Annotated in this window: 16 protein-coding genes and 1 tRNA gene; 8 read left to right on the top strand and 9 right to left on the bottom strand. The window is 65.6% G+C overall.

Annotated elements, in window-relative coordinates; genetic code table 11:
• The first annotated feature begins 85 nt into the window (after positions 1–85).
• On the top strand, positions 86–562 hold the full coding sequence (locus ACE10Z_RS39390; RefSeq protein ID WP_375785491.1) for a secondary thiamine-phosphate synthase enzyme YjbQ: 477 nt from the start codon (positions 86–88) through the stop codon (positions 560–562).
• A 77-nt stretch (positions 563–639) separates the two neighbouring features.
• Here the strand turns inward: ACE10Z_RS39390 and ACE10Z_RS39385 are convergent, their stop codons facing one another.
• On the bottom strand, positions 640–2,265 hold the full coding sequence (locus ACE10Z_RS39385; protein ID WP_375790033.1) for an MFS transporter: 1,626 nt from the start codon (positions 2,263–2,265) through the stop codon (positions 640–642).
• Positions 2,266–2,619: 354 nt separating this feature from the next.
• Between ACE10Z_RS39385 and ACE10Z_RS39380 the strand changes: the two genes are divergently transcribed.
• Positions 2,620–3,294 (top strand): response regulator transcription factor, encoded by a 675-nt coding sequence (locus ACE10Z_RS39380; protein WP_163153087.1) that lies wholly within the window; start codon positions 2,620–2,622, stop codon positions 3,292–3,294.
• A gap of 151 nt (positions 3,295–3,445) precedes the next feature.
• On the opposite strand, the gene ACE10Z_RS39375 is transcribed toward ACE10Z_RS39380, so the two are convergent.
• From ACE10Z_RS39375 to ACE10Z_RS39350, 6 genes are all read right to left on the bottom strand, one after another.
• Complete coding sequence (locus ACE10Z_RS39375; RefSeq protein ID WP_375785490.1) at positions 3,446–6,955, bottom strand: NahK/ErcS family hybrid sensor histidine kinase/response regulator; 3,510 nt, start codon at positions 6,953–6,955, stop codon at positions 3,446–3,448.
• A gap of 115 nt (positions 6,956–7,070) precedes the next feature.
• On the bottom strand, positions 7,071–8,300 hold the full coding sequence (hemA, locus tag ACE10Z_RS39370) for a 5-aminolevulinate synthase (protein ID WP_375785489.1): 1,230 nt from the start codon (positions 8,298–8,300) through the stop codon (positions 7,071–7,073).
• A 182-nt stretch (positions 8,301–8,482) separates the two neighbouring features.
• On the bottom strand, positions 8,483–9,547 hold the full coding sequence (locus ACE10Z_RS39365; RefSeq protein WP_375785488.1) for an MBL fold metallo-hydrolase: 1,065 nt from the start codon (positions 9,545–9,547) through the stop codon (positions 8,483–8,485).
• Positions 9,548–9,720: 173 nt separating this feature from the next.
• Positions 9,721–11,865, bottom strand: coding sequence for a methyl-accepting chemotaxis protein (locus ACE10Z_RS39360; protein WP_375785487.1), 2,145 nt, complete (start codon positions 11,863–11,865; stop codon positions 9,721–9,723).
• 238 nt (positions 11,866–12,103) lie between these two features.
• Positions 12,104–12,850: an outer membrane protein gene (locus ACE10Z_RS39355; RefSeq protein WP_176533903.1), complete on the bottom strand. Its 747-nt coding sequence runs from the start codon at positions 12,848–12,850 to the stop codon at positions 12,104–12,106.
• A 227-nt stretch (positions 12,851–13,077) separates the two neighbouring features.
• Entirely contained in the window at positions 13,078–13,398 is a 321-nt protein-coding gene (locus tag ACE10Z_RS39350; protein ID WP_375785486.1) for a hypothetical protein, read from the bottom strand.
• Between the two features lie 203 nt (positions 13,399–13,601).
• On the opposite strand from ACE10Z_RS39350, the gene ACE10Z_RS39345 reads away from it, so the two are divergent.
• Complete coding sequence (locus ACE10Z_RS39345; RefSeq protein WP_375785485.1) at positions 13,602–13,727, top strand: hypothetical protein; 126 nt, start codon at positions 13,602–13,604, stop codon at positions 13,725–13,727.
• A 54-nt stretch (positions 13,728–13,781) separates the two neighbouring features.
• Here the strand turns inward: ACE10Z_RS39345 and ACE10Z_RS39340 are convergent.
• Positions 13,782–13,856 (bottom strand) — tRNA-Thr (locus tag ACE10Z_RS39340).
• A 697-nt stretch (positions 13,857–14,553) separates the two neighbouring features.
• Between ACE10Z_RS39340 and ACE10Z_RS39335 the strand changes: the two genes are divergently transcribed.
• From ACE10Z_RS39335 to ACE10Z_RS39320, 4 genes are all read left to right on the top strand, one after another.
• Positions 14,554–16,248 (top strand): FAD-dependent oxidoreductase, encoded by a 1,695-nt coding sequence (locus ACE10Z_RS39335; RefSeq protein ID WP_375785484.1) that lies wholly within the window; start codon positions 14,554–14,556, stop codon positions 16,246–16,248.
• Positions 16,249–16,461: 213 nt separating this feature from the next.
• On the top strand, positions 16,462–16,770 hold the full coding sequence (locus ACE10Z_RS39330) for a UBP-type zinc finger domain-containing protein (RefSeq protein ID WP_057018148.1): 309 nt from the start codon (positions 16,462–16,464) through the stop codon (positions 16,768–16,770).
• A 175-nt stretch (positions 16,771–16,945) separates the two neighbouring features.
• The gene (locus tag ACE10Z_RS39325; RefSeq protein WP_229172232.1) at positions 16,946–17,446 is read left to right on the top strand and encodes a hypothetical protein; all 501 of its coding nucleotides are present in this window, start codon (positions 16,946–16,948) and stop codon (positions 17,444–17,446) included.
• A 144-nt stretch (positions 17,447–17,590) separates the two neighbouring features.
• Positions 17,591–18,415, top strand: a complete 825-nt coding sequence (locus ACE10Z_RS39320) for an alpha/beta fold hydrolase (RefSeq protein ID WP_375785483.1) — start codon at positions 17,591–17,593, stop codon at positions 18,413–18,415.
• Positions 18,416–18,541: 126 nt separating this feature from the next.
• Here the strand turns inward: ACE10Z_RS39320 and ACE10Z_RS39315 are convergent, their stop codons facing one another.
• Positions 18,542–19,192: a TetR family transcriptional regulator gene (locus ACE10Z_RS39315; protein ID WP_375785482.1), complete on the bottom strand. Its 651-nt coding sequence runs from the start codon at positions 19,190–19,192 to the stop codon at positions 18,542–18,544.
• Between the two features lie 113 nt (positions 19,193–19,305).
• Here ACE10Z_RS39315 and ACE10Z_RS39310 point away from each other — a divergent pair, with 113 nt between their 5' ends.
• A complete protein-coding gene (locus ACE10Z_RS39310) occupies positions 19,306–20,244 on the top strand; it encodes an SDR family oxidoreductase (RefSeq protein WP_375785481.1) in 939 nt (312 codons plus the stop codon).
• Positions 20,245–20,255: the final 11 nt, after the last annotated feature.

The following is a 20,255-nucleotide window of genomic DNA, read 5'->3' as shown; positions in this document are numbered from 1 at the left end:
CTAGTGTGCTTCATGAATGCGAAGTTCGTGAAAGCGGCTGCCGCGAAATCGCACGAACTTCGCATTCAGCACAATAGAGGATTAGATGAGTTCATCGAAGCAAACGTCGCGCTCGGCGCCAGCCTCGGTCCCGGCAACCAGCATCGTGTCGTCGCGCTTGACGGTCGAAACGCCCGGCGCCGGCTTCACCGACATCACGCGCGAGGTCGCAAAATTCCTGCGCGAGGTGCGCGCCGGCGAGGGGGCGGTGACGCTGTTCATCCGTCACACCTCGGCCTCGCTGACGATCCAGGAGAATGCCGATCCGACGGTGCTGGTCGACCTGATGACGGCGCTCGATCGCGCGGCGCCCGAAGACGGCGGTTGGCGTCACGACACCGAAGGCCCCGATGACATGCCGGCGCACATTAAGACCATGCTGACGGCGACCTCGCTGCAGGTCCCGGTGCTGGATGGCGAGATGGCGCTCGGCACCTGGCAGGGCATCTATCTGATCGAGCATCGCGCCCGGGCGCACCGGCGCGAGGTCGTGCTGCAATTCATCGGGGCGACCAGGGCCTGATCGCGAAGCACGCGCAAAAATGAAACCGGCCGCGGATCGCTCCGCGGCCGGTTCGTCGAAAGGGCTGTGTCAGCCGATCAAGTCTTGCTGATATCGACGTCCTTGGTCTCCGGCAGGAAGATCGCGCCGACCACCGCGGTAATGGCCGCGAAGATAATCGGATACCAGAGGCCGGCATAGATATCACCGGTCGAGGCCACGATCGCGAACGCCGTCGCCGGCAAGAGCCCGCCGAACCAGCCGTTACCGATGTGATAGGGCAGCGACATCGAGGTGTAGCGGATCTTGGTCGGGAACAACTCGACCAGCATCGCGGCAATCGGGCCGTACACCATGGTGACGAAGATCACCAGGATGAACAGCAATCCGATCACGGCCGCGACCTGCGGGCGGAAGATGTCGAACGGATGTGACATCTTCACAATGCCGGAATCGCCCGCCTTCGGATAGCCGGCGGCGGCCACAGCGGCGGCGATCGCCGCATTGCCGTCCTTGGCGTTGGCGTAGGAGACGTCCTTGCCGTTGATCACGACCTTCACGCCGGAGCCGGCCGCGCCATAAGTCGTCGCGTACTTGACCGACGATTGGGCGAGGAAGGCACGGGCCGTGTCGCAGGGCGCGGTGAACACGCGGGTGCCGACCGGGTTGAACAGGTCGCCGCAGCCTGCGGGGTCGGCAACCACTTCGACCTTGGTCGTTTCGATCGCCTTCTCCAGCGCCGGGTTGGCGTTGGAGGAGATCATCTTGAAGATCGGAATGAAGGTCAGCGCCGCGATCGCGCAGCCCGCCAGGATGATCGGCTTGCGTCCGATCCGGTCGGACAGCGCACCGAACACGATGAAGAAGCCGGTGCCGAACAGCAATGACCAGGCGATCAGGAGGTTCGCGGTGTAGCCGTCGACCTTGAGGATCGATTGCAGGAAGAACAGCGCATAGAACTGGCCGGTGTACCACACCACGCCCTGACCCATGGTGCCGCCGAGCAACGCCAGGAGCACGATCTTGGCGTTCCCCCAGTTGGCGAAGGCCTCCGTCAGCGGCGCCTTCGAGCTCTTGCCCTCGTCCTTCATGCGCTGGAACACCGGCGATTCGTTCAGCCGCAGCCGGATCCAGACCGAGATGCCGAGCAGCAGCACCGACACCAGGAAGGGAATACGCCAGGCCCAGTCGGCGAAGTCCTTCTCACCGGTGATCGAACGGGTGAACAGGATCACCAGCAGCGACAGGAACAGTCCGAGCGTTGCCGTGGTCTGGATGAAGGAGGTGTAATAGCCGCGCCTGCCGTTTGGCGCGTGCTCGGCGACGTAGGTCGCCGCACCGCCATACTCACCGCCGAGCGCGAGGCCCTGCAACAGGCGCAGCGAGATCAGGATGATCGGCGCCGCAATGCCGATGGTCTTGGCGCTGGGCAACAGGCCGACGATGAAGGTCGACAGGCCCATGATCAAGATGGTGACGAGGAAGGTGTATTTGCGGCCGACGATGTCGCCGACCCGGCCGAACACGATGGCGCCGAACGGACGCACCAGGAAGCCCGCGGCAAAGGCCAGCAGCGCGAAGATGTCGCGCGTCGCCGGCGGATAGTCGGAGAAGAACTGCGCGCCGATGATGCCGGCCAGTGAACCGTAGAGATAGAAGTCGTACCACTCGAACACGGTGCCGAGCGACGACGCCAGGATGACGAAACGCTCATCCTTCGTCATGCCGGCGGGCCGCGCCGAAGTTGCAGTCATTGTGGACATCTGGATTGCTCCCCCCGAAATTTTGCTGCCATGCTCGCCCCCGGCTGGCGGGTTAGGCCCGAATGGGCCTTAGGCTTAAGTCGACGGTAACATCGCAGTGAAACCCGTCCCAATAAGACTTTTGGCTTTTACACGCTTGAACTTATCTTTCGAGGCGTGAGTTGGATGGAACGACCCCGCGTGCGTCTGTTGCGGCGCACAAGCTCGGCGGGTTAACTGCGTTGGCATCTGGTATTATCAAGGGCTTGCGTGATACTGCCGCGCGGGCGACAACCGAACGGCGCGGGCTTGCAAAAGCCCGCTTGTGGGACTGAGATGACTGCTGCTGCCAATACTCATCTTGTCATCGCCGACGACCATCCGCTGTTCCGCGATGCGTTGCGTCAGGCGGTGTCCAGCGTCGTGAGTTCGGCCACGATCAGCGAGGCCGGATCGTTCGAGGATCTGACCGCGCTCCTGGAGCGGGACTCCGATGTCGACCTGATCCTGCTCGACCTGAGCATGCCGGGGATCAGCGGCTTTTCCGGTCTGATCTATCTGCGGGCGCAATATCCGGCGATTCCGGTAGTCATCGTTTCCGCCAGCGACGATGCCGGAACCATCCGCCGCTCGCTCGATTTCGGCGCCTCCGGTTTCATCCCCAAGCGCTTCGGCGTCGAGACGCTGCGTGACGCCATCATGAAGGTGATGGAGGGCGACGTCTGGGTTCCGCCGGACACCGATCTGTCGGCGGCGGGCGATCCCGACATGACGCGGCTGCGCGACCGTCTGGTGACGCTGACCCCGCAGCAGGTGCGGGTGCTGATGATGCTGTCCGAGGGGTTGCTCAACAAGCAGATCGCCTACGAGCTCGGTGTCTCCGAAGCGACCATCAAGGCCCATGTCTCGGCCATCCTGCAGAAGCTTGGCGTCGAAAGCCGCACCCAGGCTGTGATCGCCGCCGCGAAGATCGCAGGCGGCCAGTGGCGCCAGGGCACGCCGTCGAGTTAGCCGTCATCGCCGCGCCCTTCGTTCCGTCACCCTGAGGAGCGCGCTCTTGCGCGCGTCTCGAAGGGACGACGGCCACCAGGCGGGCCGTGCATCCTTCGAGGCTCGCTCCGCTCGCACCTCAGGATGACGGTGAAATCACAAGGCTTCGCCGCTACTCCGCCGCCACCATCTGTTGCGTCCGCCATTGTCCGAGCAGGGCGCGCAGCGAGGCCGGTTTGACCGGCTTGTTCAGCACCGCGATGTTTTCCTCGCGTGCGGCCAAGCGCACCGCGGGGCTGCGGTCGGCGGTGATCAGGATCGCCGGAATGCCGTCGCCGAAGCGGCGGCGGATCTCGCGGATCGCGGCGACGCCGTTGCCGCGGTCGAGGTGATAGTCGACCAGCACGCCGGTGACGCGGCCGCCGGCGGCTTCGATCGCGCTGATCGCGCCGTCGGCATCGAGCACCGCGATCACCTCGGCGTCCCACGCCGTCAGCAGCGTCTTCATGCCGTCGAGAATGGCGGGATCGTTCTCGATGCAGACGATCAGGGAGCCGCTCATCGGCGTCTTCGACAGCGGCGTGGCGGTGGTGACGGCCGCGGTATGGTTGACGGCGGTGGCGACCGGCACGGTGACCGAGAACGCCGAGCCGCCGCTCACATTGGCTGAAATCGCGATGCGATGGTTCAGCACGCGCGCCAGCCGCTCGACGATCGACAGGCCGAGGCCGAGGCCGCGGGCGATCCGGGCGCCCTGCTCGAGGCGGTGGAATTCCTTGAAGATCTCGCCGCGCTTCTGCACGGGAATGCCGACGCCGGTATCGAAGATGCTGATCTGGAGCGCGTCGCCGCGGCGGCGGCAACCGATCAGCACGCGGCCGCGCGGAGTATATTTGATCGCGTTGGAGATGAAGTTCTGCAGCAGCCGGCGCAGCAGCGAGCGGTCGGATTCGACCGGCAGCGAGCAGGCCACGAAGCGCAGATCGAGGCCCTTGTCGCGGGCGATCGGCATGAACTCGATCTCCAGCGAGCGCATCAGGTCGGCCATCCGGAAGCTCGTGATCGCCGGCGTCATGGCGCCGGCATCGAGCCTCGATATATCGAGCAGCGCACCCAGGATGTCCTCGATCGCCTCGAGCGAGTCGTCGATGTTCTCGACCAGGCGCGAATCCTCGCCGCCGTTCTTGCGTTCGACGAGGCTCGTGACATAGAGGCGCGCCGCGTTGAGCGGTTGCAGGATGTCGTGGCTGGCCGCCGCCAGGAAGCGCGTCTTGGAGGCGTTGGCGTCTTCCGCGATGCCCTTGGCGAGCGCGAGTTCCGAGTTCAGCCGCGTCAGCTCCTCGGTACGGTCGCGGACGCGCTTTTCCAGCGTCGCATTGGCGCGCTCCAGCGCCTCCGCGGCCTCGAAGCTCGGCGTGACGTCGGAGAAGGTGAGGACGAGCCCGCCACCCGGCATGCGGTTGGCGCGCACCTCGATCACCAGATGGCGGTCGGTAAAGCGTTCCAGATAGGGCTCGCCCTCGGTGGTGTAGGCGCGCAGCCGCAGTTGCAGCAGGTTGTCGCTGTCACCGACCGGCGGCGGGCTGATCGCGCCCATGAATTCGAGGATCTCGGGCAGGGGTATGCCGAGCTGCACCAGATGCGGCGGCAGCGCGAGCAGTTCGGAGAACTGGCGGTTGGAGCAGATCAGCTGCAAATCTGCGTCGAACACCGCGATACCCTGGCGCACATGATTGAGCGCGGTCTGCAATATCTCGCGGTTGAAATGCAGCGCGGCGTGCGAGTCGTCGAGCAGCTTCAGCGCGGCCTTGGCCGACACCGTCCGCCGCTGCAGCAGCAGCGACATCACGAGGCGCGAGGACGCCGCCCCGATCGAGGACGCGATCAGCCGCTCGGCGTGTTGCAGCAGCTCGAAATCGGCCGGCGCCGATGCCAGCAGCACGACGTTGCGGTCGACGGCGAACGCGGCGAACGCCTCGCGGGTGCGGTCGGGGCCGAGATATTGCGTCACCGTGCTCTCGATGTCCTGCACCGTCACCGTGGTGCGCCAGCGCCGGAAGCTCGGCGCGATCGGGGCCAGCGCGTTGGGCACGAACACGTCGGCCTGCAACAGCTCGATCGAGGACGGCGCGCGCGCCAACGAGAACACGACGTAAGTCAGGATGTTGAGCGCAAGGCTCCACAGCACGCCATGCAGCAGCGGCGGCAGGTCGGCGCCGAACAGCGCCTGCGGCCGCAGCGCCTCGATCCCGAACGGCCCATGCTGCAGCAGCATCAGGCCGGTGGTCGAGTTTTCCAGGAAGCTCGGGATGAACAGCGTGTAGAGCCACGTCGCGAAGCCGACCAGCATGCCCGCCATGGCGCCGCGTGCGGTGGCGCGGCGCCAGAACAGCCCGCCGAAGAAGGCCGGCGCGAGCTGGGTGATCGCGGCAAAGGACAGCAGGCCGATCGCGACCAGCTGGGTGTTGCCGAGCGCGCGATAGTAGAAATAGGCCATCACCATGATGGCGAAGATCGAGAAGCGGCGCGCCTTCAGCAGGAAGTCGCCAAAGTCCTTCTGGCCGGCGCGGGCGTCATCGCTGCGCGGCAGCACCAGCGGCAGCACGATGTCGTTGGAGACCATGATCGAGAGCGCGACGCATTCGACGATCACCATTGCGGTCGCTGCCGACAGCCCGCCGACGAAGACGGCAAGGCTGAGCAGTTGCGAATTGCCCTCGATCGGCAGCGCCAGCACGAACATGTCGGCATCGACCGCGCCGAACGGGAAGATGACGAGGCCCGCGATCGCGATCGGAATCACGAACACGTTGATGGCGACGAGGTACAGCGGAAACAGCCAGCGCGCCCGGCTGACCTCGGCGCCGTTCGAGTTCTCCACCACGCTGACGTGGAACTGGCGCGGCAGCAGCATGATCGCGCAGAACGACAGCAGCGTCATGATCAGGAAATTGCCGATCGACGGCACATATTCGATCGCGCGCACCGCTTCCGGCGTCTTCAGGGCGCGCTCATAGAGCTCGACCGGCGAGAACATCCAGAAGGTGACGAAGGCGCCGGCGGCGATGAAGGCGACCAGCTTGACGATGGACTCGGCGGCGATCGCCAGGATCAGCCCGTGCTGGTGCTCGGTCGCATCGGTGTGGCGGGTGCCGAACAGCACCGCGAACACCGCCATCGCCAGCGTCACCATCAGCGCGATGTCGCCGATGATCGGGATTTTCGAGAACGCCTGGTCCTCGCTCAGGATGGTTTCCAGCGACGAGGCCATCGCCTTGAGCTGCAACGCGATGTAGGGCACCGAGCCGATGATCGCGATCAGCGCCACGGTGGCCGCGACCGCCTGGCTCTTGCCGTAGCGCGCGGCGATGAAGTCGGCAATCGAGGTGATGTTCTGCGACTTGGCGAGCGCGATGACGCGGCGGAGCAGCGGGGTGCACAGCCCGATCATCACGATCGGGCCGACATAGATCGCCAGGAAGTCGACGCTGGTGCGGGTGGCGAAGCCGACCGAGCCGAAGAAGGTCCAGGAGGTGCAGTAGATTGCCAGCGACAGCGGATAGATCCACTGGCTGGCGCGGCCGCGCGCACCCGCCGACATCCGGTCGCCGCGGCTGGCAATGAAGAACAACAATCCGATGTAGGCGAACGCCGTGGCGATAACGCCCCAGTCGTGCAGCATCGCTGCTCATCTCCTGTCCCGGCCGCCGGGAGGGGCCGGGTGTCAGGATTATAACGCAAAGGGCCGGCGGTGCGATGCACGGCCGGCCCAAATTCGGGGGTGGACGCGGATAGGGTTACTCGGCGGCCAGCGACTTCCGGTGCAGCGGCAGGCCGAGCCGGTCCCAGACCTGGAGCAGGGCCTCGGCCAGCGCGTCGATCAGGCCGTCGTCATGGTAGGGCGAGGGCGTGATGCGCAGCCGCTCGCTGCCCTTGGCGACCGTCGGATAATTGATCGGCTGGATGTAGATGCCGTGGTCCTCGAGCAGCAGGTCGGAGGCGCGCTTGCACTTCTCGGGATCGCCGACGAACAGCGGCACGATATGGGTGTCGCTCGACATCACGGGCAGGCCGGCGGCGGTCAGGATCGCCTTGGTGCGGGCGGCGCGGTCCTGGTGGCGCTCGCGCTCCCAGTTCGAGGTCTTCAGATGGCGGATCGCAGCGGTGGCGGCCGAGCAGATCGCCGGCGGCAGCGCGGTGGTGAAGATGAAGCCCGGGGCGTAGGAGCGCACCGCATCGATGATCTCGGCGCGGCCCGCGATATAGCCGCCGAGGCAGCCGAACGCTTTCGCCAGCGTGCCCTCGAGCACGTCGATCCGGTGCATCACGCCGTCGCGCTCGGCAATGCCGCCGCCGCGGGGACCATACATGCCGACCGCATGCACCTCGTCGACATAGGTCATGGCGCCGTATTTCTCGGCGAGATCGCAGATCCTGGCGAGCGGCGCGACGTCGCCGTCCATCGAATAAAGGCTCTCGCAGACGATCAGCTTCGGCCGGTCGGGACCGGCGGCAATCAGCAGCTCTTCGAGATGCGCGACGTCGTTGTGGCGGAAGATCTGGCGCTCGCAGCCGGCCTGGCGCACGCCCTCGATCATCGAGTTGTGGTTCAGCGCGTCCGACAGGATCAGGCAGTTCGGAATCAGCCTGGCGAGCGTCGAGATGCCGGTCTGGTTCGAGACATAGCCCGAGGTGAACAGCAGCGAGGCTTCCTTGCCGTGGAGGTCGGCGAGCTCGGCCTCGAGCTGCACCAGCGGATGATGGGTGCCCGCGATGTTGCGGGTGCCGCCGGCGCCGGTGCCGACCCGGGTCGCGGTCTCGACCATGGCGCCGACCACCTTGGGGTGCTGGCCCATGCCGAGATAGTCGTTGGAGCACCAGATCACGACGTTGCGGCTGCCCTTCGGCGAATGCCAGGTCGCGTGCGGGAAGCGTCCCGCGATCCGTTCGAGGTCGGCGAACACCCGGTAGCGCCGCTCGTCATGCAGGCGGTTGAGGGCGGTTTGGAAAAACTGGCTGTAATTCATCGGCGAACCCAGAAAGCGGAACCTGACCGGAAAAGCTGCCTCTTCTTAGAGCTTTTCCAGCTCTAATGTCCATGCATTGGCCCACATCTGGGCATGCGTTGGAGTTGGGCAAATTGCCCTAGCGGCCGTCCTTCCGGCTTGATTTTGGTCAAATTGCCCGGGGCATTACGGCCCGGCCGGGCTCAGGTCGTCTTGAAGCGCAGCATGCCGTCGTCGTGCATCTCGGCCGTCAGGCGGCCCTCGACCAGCATGTAATTGACATGGGCGACCAGTTCGCCGGCGGCGAAGCCCATCTGGTGCTCGTCCAGCACGTGTTTGTGGAACACCACCGGGACCAGTTCCTTGGACGTCTGCGGCACCTGGCGGCAGGCCTCGGCGATCAGCCGGCAGCGCTCCTCATGGTGATCGGCGAGCTGCTTGATCCGGGTCTTCAGCCCGTAGAACGGCACGCCATGGCCCGGCAGCACCATCACGTCATAGGGCAGGGTGGTGGTCAGGCTCGCCAGCGAGGCCAGGTACTCGCCGAGCGAGTTCTGCTCGGGCTCGACCGCCCAAACGCTGACATTGGGCGAGATCTTGCTCAGCACCTGGTCAGCGGACAGGAACAGCTTGTCGGCGGCGCAATACAGCATCACCTGGTCGAGCGCATGCCCGCCGCCGGTGATCACCTTGAAGCGCCGGGTGCCGATCACGACCTCGTCGCCATGGGTCAGGCGGTGATAGGACGGCGGCAGCACCGAGACGCGCTTCAGATAATCCTGCCCGCGGCCGAGCAGCTTCTCGGTCAGGTCCTCGTCCATGCCGTGGCGGCGGAAGAACAGCCGCTGCGCGTTGCGCCGCTCCTCGGTGCCGCGGTTCTGGTGATAGACCGATTGCAGGTATTCCACCTGCGACATGAACAGCGGGCAGTCGAAGCGCTCGGTGATCCAGCCGGCGAGACCGACATGGTCGGGATGCGAATGCGTCACGATCAGCCGGGTGACCTTGATGTGCTTCAGCGGTCCCTCGAACAGCGTGGTCCAGGCCGCGATCGATTCCTCGTTGCCGAAGCCGGCATCCACCATGGTCCAGCCGTCGCCGTCGGCGAGCAGATAGATGTTCACGTGGTTGAGGCGGAACGGCAGCTTCAGCCGCGCCCACAGCACGCCGGGCGCCACCTCCACGACCTGGTCGTGACCGGGGTGGTTCTCCCAAGGGTATCGCAGTGCCTCCGCCGAGGAGGGAAGGCTGTCGGTCTTCGTATGCATGCTACCGACTTAGCGGGACCCGGGCCGCCGCGCCAGCCGAAAAATCAGATAGTCGTCCGGAGAATGGGGTGGCCCCGTAGCCCGGATGGAGCGAAGCGCAATCCGGGGCCAGTCGATCCACGACGTGCGGCCCAGGATTTCGCTGCGCTTCATCCGGGCTACGGAATATCTGCCTACGCCGCGCGAATGTTCGACAGGAAGCCGTCGATCTCGGAGCGCAGCACGTCGGCCTCGCGGCGCAGCGCATCGGAGGCGCTGAGCACCTCGCCGGCGGCAGTGCCGGCTTCGGCCGAGGCGGTCGAGACGCCGACGATGTTGCTCGACACCTCGCTGGTGCCGCCGGCGGCATGCTGGATGTTGCGGGCGATCTCGCGGGTCGCCGCGCCCTGCTCCTCGACCGCGGCGGCGATCGCGGTGGTGACGTCGTTGATCTCGCCGATCGTGCTCGAGATGTTGCGGATCGCGGTGACCGCCGTGGTCGTCACTTCCTGCATGCTGACGATCTGCTGGCGGATTTCTTCGGTCGCCTTGGCGGTCTGGCTCGCCAGGTTCTTCACCTCGGAGGCGACGACGGCAAAGCCGCGGCCGGCCTCGCCGGCGCGCGCCGCCTCGATGGTAGCGTTGAGCGCGAGCAGATTGGTCTGCGAGGCGATGGTCTGGATCAGGTCGACCACGACGCTGATCCGCGCGGCATTGTCGGCAAGGCCCTGCATGGTGGTGTCGGTGGCGCTGGCTTCCTCGACTGCCTTGCGGGCGATCTCCGCCGAGGTGACGACCTGGCGGCCGATCTCGGAGATCGACGACGACAACTCCTCGGTGCCGGCCGACACCGTCTGCACGTTGACCGAAGTTTCCTCGGCTGCCGAGGCGACCGCGTTGACCAATGCGCTCGACTGGTCGGCGGTCGCCGACATGCTCTGCGCGGTCGACTGCATCGAGTTCGCCGCGGTCTGCAGGCTGCCGAGCGCGGTGCGGACCGTCGATTCGAACGTCGCGATCTGCTTCTCCATGCGCGAGGCGCGCTCGGCCTTGGCGGAGCGGTCCTTGTTCTGGTTCTCGGTGAGCTCGCGGCCCTCGATCATGCTCTCGCGGAACACCTGCAGCGAGTCGGCCATGACGGCGATCTCGTCGCGCTGGCGGCTCTGCGGGATCTCGGTGTCGAGGTCGCCGTCGGACAACAGCTGCATCGAGCGCTGCAGGCCGCGGATGCGGCGCAGGATGTTGCGCCCGACATAGAGCCAGACGAACAGGAACGAGCCGACCAGCGTCAGCGCGCCCAATCCGATCATCACCGTGGTGGCGAGCGAAATCTGCTGCCGCGCCTGGAAGGTCGACGCATCGGTTTCCTTCTGCACGGCGTCGACCAATTGCTGGACGCTGATGCCGAGCCCGACATTGAGCTTGCGGGTCTCTTCCAGGATGGTCTGGCCGTAATCGATCGAGTCGAGCTCCTTCTGGCGGATCTTGAACACGCCGGTCTTGCCTTCGCCGAGCACCAGCAGCCTCTCGGCGGTGTCGCGCACGGCAACGATCGCCGGATTGTTCGGCAGGTCCTCGAGGTTGGACTTGACGCGCTCGCGGCCCTTCTTGAACTCGGCCTCGATCGCATCGAGCGTCTCGCTGGAATTGGCCGACAGCGCCGCGGTCATATCGGCGGCCATCAAATTGCCGGCGGCGAGCACGTTGCCGATCTGGCCGACGGTGCGGGCCGCTTCGGTGGCAGCGTCGGCGGAGACGTCGGCCGCGGCGAGGATGGCGTTGAGCCGGGTCTGCGCGTCGAGCATCGCGGGACCGGCGGCAGAGACGAAAGCGCCCTGCGCCTTGCGCAGCGCGTTGTACTGCTTGTCGCGCAGCGCACCGACGTCGAGCCGCTCATGCGCGGCCGAGATCAGGCTCTTGGTGGCCTCGTCGGTGTTCTTGACGTTCTCCTGCAGCGCGCTGACGACGGATTTGTCGGCGCCGAGTTCGATGATCTCGCCAAGCTTGGCATTGGTCTGCTGCGCGACCTCCTGCACCTTCTTGGTGCGATCGTTCAGCGCATCCTCGCTCTGCACGGCGAGCAGGCCGGGCCCCTGGGCTGCGAGCGAGGCGCTCTGCGCGGAAAGCTGCAGGCTCGCGGCGAGCCGCGGAATGTCGCGGCCGGAGAGATCGCTCATGGTGCCGCCGAGCTGATGCAGCACGATGCCGGCGCCTGCGCTGATCACCAGCGCCATGCCCGCGATCACGGCGAATGCCGCGAACAGGCTGCCCCTGACGCCCATCTGCGGCAGACGGATACGTTTGAGATTTGGTTTGCCGAGCTTGAATCGAAACGCCATTGCCCCTGCCCCTTGGACCACTACCCCTGGCCACTACTCTTGGATGTTTCCCCGGCGCGGGAGTATCGGTGCGGCGGGTTAACAAAATCGGGAAAATTGCGACGATCTGCCGGATTTTTCAGGGCTGCCGCGCGTCGGCGCCGTCTTGGTTCGCTGTGCGGAATCGATGCGCGCGATCGGACGCAAAAAGGCCGGCGTGAGCCGGCCTTTCCACTCTCGGTTGTGGTTGTCCATAACCTCAGTAGCGGCCGTAAGCGGGGCCACCGAGGTTGCCGAGGTTGAAGCGGTAGTTGAGGCCCGCCTTCACCGTGTGCTCGTCATTGTGGAAGCTGCCGACCGGCACCAGCGCGCCCGGCGCGGTGAAGCGGCTGTCGCCGAAGTCGTAGTACTGGTACTCGACTTTGGCCGACCAGTTCGGCGCGAACATGTATTCGGCGCCGCCGCCAATGGTCCAGCCGTTGCTGTGGTTGTCGCTGAGCGCGAAGGGTACCTGCGCGCCGCCGAGCGTCACCGTTTCGTTGTTGTCGGAATAGGCGTAACCGCCCTTCACATAGATCAGGCCCGGGCCCCAGGTGTAGCCGACGCGGCCGGTGATCGAGGCGATGCCGCGCTGGTTGTTGTTGTAGACGTAACCGCCCGGGAAGATCGCGTTGAGCTGGTGGCCGCCGACCCAGGAATACTGGCCTTCGAGACCGATCACCCACATCGGCGACAGCTGCCAGTCGTAGCCGCCCTGCACGCCGCCCATGAAGCGGGCGCTGGAGTCGGACAGCGCGAGGCCGTTGAACGTGTTGTTCTGCGAGAACACGCCGCCGAGATGGCCGCCGAGATAGAATCCGGTCCAGTTGTAGAGCGGCGCGGCGTAAACAGGCGCGGGCGCCTTCTGGTAATAGCCACGGGAGCCGAGGTCGGCGGCCTGGGCGGTCGCGCCAAAGGCAGCGACGGCAACAGCTGCGGCTGCGGTTGCGAGCAGGAACTTCTTCATAGGGCAGTCTCCGGACAAGTCATGAGGCGCGGCGTGAATGGCGCCATCCATGGCGATGCGTTAGACCGCATTTGAATAAAATGCTGTCACCGAATGACGACTTGGCACGTTAAGTCGCACCCTTTGCGGTGAAACGTTTTGTTGTGCCTAACGAACGCTTAAGCGGGAATGACGGAAGGCTTAACGCACCGTGCGCGACGCGCTTGCTCCGTTAACCAGGCCGTCCGCTAGTCCAGTCGCTTGCGCACGTCGTCGCGCATCTGCTCGCGGAACGCCTGGCGGCGTGCGGCGCGATCCTTGACCGGAACGTCGTGCCGATCGAACACGTCGAACTTCTCCAGGATCGGATAGTGCTCGCTCGCCATCGCCAGCACGCGCAGCAGGCCTGCGACCTTCGGGGTCGGGCCGGTGACCTCCCACTTGCGGAGTTTTTCGGCGCCGCCGTCCGCCGGCAGCCCGCACAGCTTTGCCATGTCAGCCGCCGTCAGCTTTCGCCCAAGTGCCTCGCCGAGATGTTCGCGCAGTTTCGTCAGTTCTGGGCCAGTCACTCTTGGGTCCGTTCCGCGACGTTGAAGTGTGAAGTGAGTCACATGACGTGATCGAGGTGCAGGCTATACGCCGCCCATGCGACTTCTAGAGCCATTTCCGTTCCGATTGAATCGGAACGGGGCTCCGGATTCTTGTTTTGACGTGTTTTCTTCACGCGAACCGGTACCCACTTCGCTCGAAAACGCTTCTGGAGGAAATCATCATGCACGGCATCATCGAAAGCCTGAGCCCCGAACACGGACAGATCGATTGGAAATGGGTCGGCAGTGTGTTCGCGTTCTACGTCGTGCTGTTGATCGGCGGGGCGGGTCTGCTGCTCGCGCATTGATGCGGTGAACGCGGCGGTGCCCGCAATAACGGCAGCGATCGCTGGGGAAGATCCTGGTGCTGCCAGACAGGATTGAACTGTCGACCTCTCCATTACCAATGGAGTGCTCTACCACTGAGCTACGGCAGCGTGCCCGGGAAAAATTGAATCGGCCCCAAGGGCCCGTCCAAGCGGGCGGTTCTTGCCACAGGCCTCCCGTTGGCGCAAGCGAAACAGCACCCCTGTTGGCGATGAAATCGGCAGAAATCGGCGTTCCTCGCCGGTGATTCTGCCCAATCCGGCCGATTCTGGTCAGATTGGGTTCCGATCATGCCGGGAAGCCGGATTTCGTCCAGCCGCCGAATCATGCGGCCTGGCGCAACTGGCCGACCGGGCAGGGTGCGCGGGCGGCGGCCTTTGGCTATGTTCGGCCTCGGGGAAGGCGCGACGGCGGTTCGAGAATTTTGCAATGACAGGTGAGCACGACAAGGGCGGCGGGCAGGCCGGAGCCCGCGTGAAGGATTCACGACAGGATCGTCTCAAGCTGGCGCTGCGCGAAAATCTGAAGCGGCGGAAATCGCAGGCGCGCGGTCGCGAGGATGTGGCTTCCGAACCCGCCCAAGGCTCACTAGAAGACGGCTCACTAGGAGACGGCTCGCCAGAAGCCGGCTCACGAGACGACGCCGGCGGAAGCGAGCCGGGTCGCTAGAGCGATTTCGCGCGAGATGGACATCAGTTCGTGCAGAAAATCCGGCAAAACGACAAGCCAGGGCCTGGGTTCTGGTTCTAGTGAGAATCGAAACTCCGGCCGGTTGGCGTGTGTTGCAACAAGAAGCGAGTCGCCGAGATGGCCATGGATGAGACGATCGACCGATTGAACGCAACCGCCAACGCTTTCCCGCGCCACGAGCAAACCTTTCCGACCCTGACGGCGCATGAGATCGAGCGGATGCGCCGCTTCGGCGAGCCGCGCGCGTACAAGGACGGCGAGGCGTTGTTCGAGACCGGCACGCCCGGTCCCGGCATGTTCGTGGTGCTGTCGGGCAGCGTGTCGATTACCCAGCGCGATGGCCTCGGCCGCGTCACGCCGATCATCGACCAGGGGCCGGGGCAATTCCTCGCCGAGATCGGCCAGCTCTCGGGCCGCGCCGCGCTGGTCGACGGCCATGCCGAGGGTCCCGTCGATACGCTGTTGCTGCCGCCCGAGCGGCTGCGTGCGCTGCTGGTTGCCGAGGCTGACCTCGGCGAGCGCATCATGCGCGCGCTGATCCTGCGCCGCGTCAGCCTGATCCAGGGCGGCGCCGGCGGGCCGGTGCTGATCGGCTCGGCGTCGGTCGGCAACATGGCGCCGCTGCAAAATTTCCTGGCGCGCAACGGCCAGCCGCATCACGTCCTCGATCCCGAGACCGACAAGGATGCCGCCGACCTCGTGGCGCGCTATTCGCCGACGCGCGCCGAGCTGCCGCTGGTGGTCTGTCCGAACGGCACGGTGCTGCGCAATCCGTCCGAGACCGCGCTTGCGATGGCGCTCGGCATGATCGGCAACAGCGCACACGAAAAGCTCTACGACGTCGCCGTGGTCGGCAGCGGTCCGGCCGGGCTCGCCACCGCGGTCTATGCGGCCTCCGAGGGACTGTCGGTTGCGGTGTTCGATTCCCGCGCCTTCGGCGGTCAGGCCGGCGCCAGCGCGCGGATCGAAAACTATCTGGGCTTCCCGACCGGCATTTCCGGCCAGGCGCTGGCCGGGCGCGCCTTCAACCAGGCGCAGAAATTCGGCGCCGAGATGCTGATTCCGGTCTCGATCAAATCGCTCGACTGCTCGAAGGCGTCGGGCGCGTTCACGCTTGCCACCGGCTGCGGGCACACGCTGCGCGCCAAGTCGGTGGTGGTCGCGAGCGGCGCACGCTACCGCCGGCCGGCGATCGACAATCTCGAGAGCTATGAGGGCCGCGGCGTCTGGTACTGGGCCTCGCCGATCGAGGCGCGGCTGTGCGCCCAGCAGGATGTCGTGCTGGTCGGCGGCGGCAACTCCGCAGGCCAGGCGGCGGTGTTCCTGTCGGCGCACGCGCGCAGGGTCAACATGATGATCCGCGGCGGCGGGCTCGGGGCCAGCATGTCGCGCTACCTGATCGAGCGCATCGAGGCGACGCCGAACATCGAATTGATGTTCAACACCGAGGTGACCGGGCTGGAAGGCGCGGAGACGCTGGAGCGCGTGCGCTGGCGCAGCCGGCTCGCGCCCGACGAGTTCACCATGGATATCCGCAATCTCTTCCTGTTCGTCGGCGCCGATCCGGCGACCGGCTGGCTCGAGGGTTGCGGCGTGCAGGTCGACCGCGGCGGCTTCGTGATGACCGGCGTGCAGAACGGCGAGGGCGCGCCGGCCGTGCCGCTGCTCGAGACCACGGTGCCCGGCGTGTTCGCAGTCGGCGACGTCCGCTCCGGATCGGTCAAGCGCGTCGGCGGTGCGATCGGCGAGGGCGCGCAAGTCGTTGCGGCTTTGCACGGCTATCTCGCCGATGACGGCAGCCCGTCGCTGTAGCAATGTCGGTGCAGCACTATCCCCGTCATCCTGAGGAGCGCGGAACGCGCGTCTCGAAGGATGAATCGGCCCCGCTGGTGGCCGTCGATCCTTCGAGACGCGCTTCGCGCTCCTCCAGCGACAAAGGCGAAGCCTTTGCGCGGGGATGACGGGTTAGGCGAGCGAATGCGCTGAGCTGAACTCGAAGCAATTGCTTCCGCACGAGGGACCGAAATGACAAAAGGCTGCACCCATATCGCCGGCATCCAGGATGTCACGCCGAGCGCGCTTGGCTGCGAGGAATGCCTGAAGAGCGGCAGCCGCTGGCTGCATTTGCGGATCTGCAGGACCTGCGGCCATGTCGGCTGCTGCGACGACTCGCCGAACCGGCATGCGACAGCGCACTTCCATGCCACCGGCCATCCCGTGATCGAGGGGTACGATCCGCCGGAAGGCTGGGGCTGGTGCTATGTCGACGAGGTGCTGTTCGACCTGTCGAAGCGCAAGACACCGCATAACGGGCCGATCCCGCGCTATTATTGATTCAGCTTCTCACGAGGCGCAGCTATCGCGGCGTGTGACATCGGTGCGAAATTCTTAAACAACGGCCGGCGCCGGGAATTTCGAGAGATGTCGGCCGTCCTGCCATCGAAGCATGTAGCAATTTTCCGGCACGCATCGTAACCTCGCGCGCGGGTCTCAACGGGGAGTGCGCCACATGACGACGTTAGTGCTTGTGCACGTCATTATCAGCCTGATTGCAATCGTCGCCGGCGTGATCGTGATGTTCGGCCTGCTCGGCTCGCGCGCGATGCCCGGCCTGACCGCGATCTTCCTCATCCTCACGATCCTGACCAACGCCACCGGCTTCGTGATCCCGCCTCTGGTGACCGAGAAGCTGCTGCCCTCGCACATCATCGGCGGCCTCTCGCTGGTGCTGCTCGCGATCGCCTGCATCGCGCTGTATGCGATGCAGCTCAAGGGCGCCTGGCGCCCGATCTATATCGTGACCGCGATGGTCTCGCTCTATCTCAACGTCTTCGTGCTCGTTATCCAGAGCTTCCTCAAAGTGCCTGCGCTGCAGGCGCTGGCGCCGGCGGTGCCGCCGAACCCGCCGTCCGGGCCGGTGTTTGCGGTGGTGCAGGGCATCGTGCTGGTGTTCTTCGCCGTAGTGATCATCGGTGCGTGGCGCCGGTTCCGGCCGGTTACGTTCGCCTGATCACTCCTGTCATTCCGGGGCGCGCGAAGCGCGAACCCGGAATCTCGACCTGAGTCTCTGGCTTCCCCCGGGCCCAATTGCGCCCTTGAGGTTCACGCTCCGCGTGCCCCGGAATGATGCAGTGCCACCAAAAGGAGCAATCAGATGCCCACTATCACCACCAAAGACGGCGTCGAGATCTTCTACAAGGATTGGGGTTCGGGCCAGCCGATCGTGTTCAGCCATGGCTGGCCGCTGTCGTCGGACGATTGGGACGCGCAGATGCTGTTCTTCGTGGGTCACGGCTTTCGTGTCATAGCCCACGATCGCCGCGGCCACGGCCGCTCCGCCCAGGTCGCCGACGGCCATGACATGGATCACTATGCCGACGACCTCGCGGCCGTCACCGCGCATCTCGACCTCAAGAATGCCGTCCATGTCGGCCATTCCACCGGCGGCGGCGAGGTGGTGCATTACATCGCCCGCCACGGCGAGAGCCGGGTGGCGAAGGCCGCGATCCTCAGCGCGGTGCCGCCTTTGATGGTGCAGACGGCGGCCAATCCCGGCGGCCTGCCCAAGTCGGTGTTCGACGGCCTGCAGGCGCAGCTCGCGGCCAACCGCTCGCAGTTCTACCGCGATGTTCCGGCCGGGCCGTTCTACGGCTACAACCGGCCCGGCGCGAAACCGTCGGAAGCCGTGATCCAGAACTGGTGGCGGCAGGGCATGATGGGCGGCGCCAAGGCGCATTACGACGGTATCGTCGCGTTCTCGCAGACCGATTTCACCGAGGATCTGAAGAAGATCAACGTGCCGGTGCTGGTGATGCATGGCGACGACGACCAGATCGTGCCCTATGCCGATTCCGCCCCGCTCTCGGCCAAGCTTCTGAAGAACGGCACGCTGAAGACCTACAAGGGTTTTCCGCACGGCATGCCGACGACGGAGGCGGAGACCATCAACAAGGATCTGCTGGCGTTCATCAAGGGTTGACGGGCGGGCTGCGCGTCTCAACATCGCGCAGATTCACTGACAGCCAGGTGAGGGAGCCCGACTGCTGTGCTCACCTTACGTTTGCGCCAGCACGGCTCACTGAGAGTATGAGGGTGGAGCGCGCGATCACTCGAAGATGGCGCGGACCGCGGCGAACAGTCGCTTGGCGACCAGCTCCGGTTTCTCGCGTGCACCGTCGGCGGCCCAGAGATCGCCGCTGACGCGCATCGCGCCGGTGGCGATCATCGCGACCAGCCGGGCCTTCATCCGGTCCGCCTTGTTGCCGCCGCGCTTGAGCAGCGCGTCGGCGAGCTCGCGCTCGAGCTTTTCGTACTTGACCTGATCGCGGGCCTGCAGTGCGGGGTTGTCGCGCTTGAGCCGCGCCAGTGCGACCGCCTCGCGCGGATCGAGCTGCCTGACCATCTCGGCGATCGCGTTCTCCGCCGCCTGCAGCATGGATTCGGCGGCCGGGCGCGCGGCGACCGCTGCGATCAGCGCCGCGCTGCCGTCCTCCTGCCAGGCGAACACCACGTCTTCCTTCGAGGCGAAATAATGAAAGAAGGTGCGGCGCGAGATGTTCGCCGCGGCGACGATGTCGTCGAGCGTCGTCGCCTCGAAGCCGCGCTCGAGAAACAGCGCCATCGCCGCACGGGTCAGCCGTTCCCTTGTCTCCCGCCGCTTGCGCGCGCGCAGGCCGGACGAAGCGGCGGGCGGCGCCGAATTCTCCTTGGGTTGCCGGGGCTTGGCAGACCTTCGCGCGGACGCGGAACGCTTCAAATGTTTCACCTCTTGCAAAAATGCACTTAGTGCACATTTCATCGGGCGCGGCTGGAACCGCAAGAACCGAGAACAACCGTCAGAACCGAATCGTGTTGCGAGGAGATATAAGCATGACCGGCTGGAGCACTGCAGACATTCCGCGGCAAGACGGCAGGACCGCCGTGATCACAGGCGCAACCGGCGGGCTCGGCTTTGAAACCGCGCTCGAGCTGGCACGCGCCGGCGCCAGCGTCGTGCTGACCGGGCGCAACGGTGCCAAGGGGCAGGATGCACTGGCGCGGATCCGCGGGCAGCTGCCCGATGCTGCGGTCACCTATGAAACGCTCGACCTCGCGAGCCTCGCATCGGTCGCCGATTTCGCCGGGCGCTTTGCCGCCACGCATCCGGCGCTCGATCTCCTGATCAACAATGCCGCCGTGATGGCGCTGCCGGAGCGGCAGGTCACGTCGGACGAGTTCGAGATGCAGTTCGGCACCAACTATCTCGGCCACTACGCCCTGACGGCGCTGCTGCTGCCGCAGCTGCGCCGCGGCCAAAACACCCGCGTCGTCAATCTCTCGAGCCTTGCGCATCGCTCCGGCGCCATCAATTTCGACGATCTGCAGGCCCGGCGCTCCTACGCGCCGTGGCGTGCCTACTGCCAGTCGAAGCTTGCGATGCTGATGTTTGCGCTCGAACTGCAACGCCGCAGCGCGATCAATGGCTGGGGGCTGATGAGCAATGCCGCGCATCCCGGCTACGCGCGGACCGAGTTGATCCCGAATGGTCCCGGCACCGAGAGCCTGTCGTGGCGGCTCGGCAGATATCTGCAGCCCTTCATGAGCCATTCGGCCGCGGCCGGCGCGCTGCCGACGCTGTTTGCGGCGACATCGCCCGCGGCCGAACCCGGCGGCTATTACGGGCCGGATGGGTTCTACGAGTTGAAGGGGCCGCCGAAGCCGGCGCGGATTATGCCGCATGCCAGGGACGCGGCGGTGGCGGCGCGGCTCTGGGATATCTCAGCGGCGCTGACCGGTGTATCGTTCGATCAGGTCGCGACCGCCGCGTGAGCGGATCGAGC

The organism is Bradyrhizobium sp. Pha-3 (assembly GCF_042258615.1).
In the GTDB taxonomy this organism is placed as follows: Bacteria; Pseudomonadota; Alphaproteobacteria; order Rhizobiales; family Xanthobacteraceae; genus Bradyrhizobium.
Note: the sequence above shows the minus strand (reverse complement) of the source record. Positions and strands in the feature narration are given on the sequence as shown.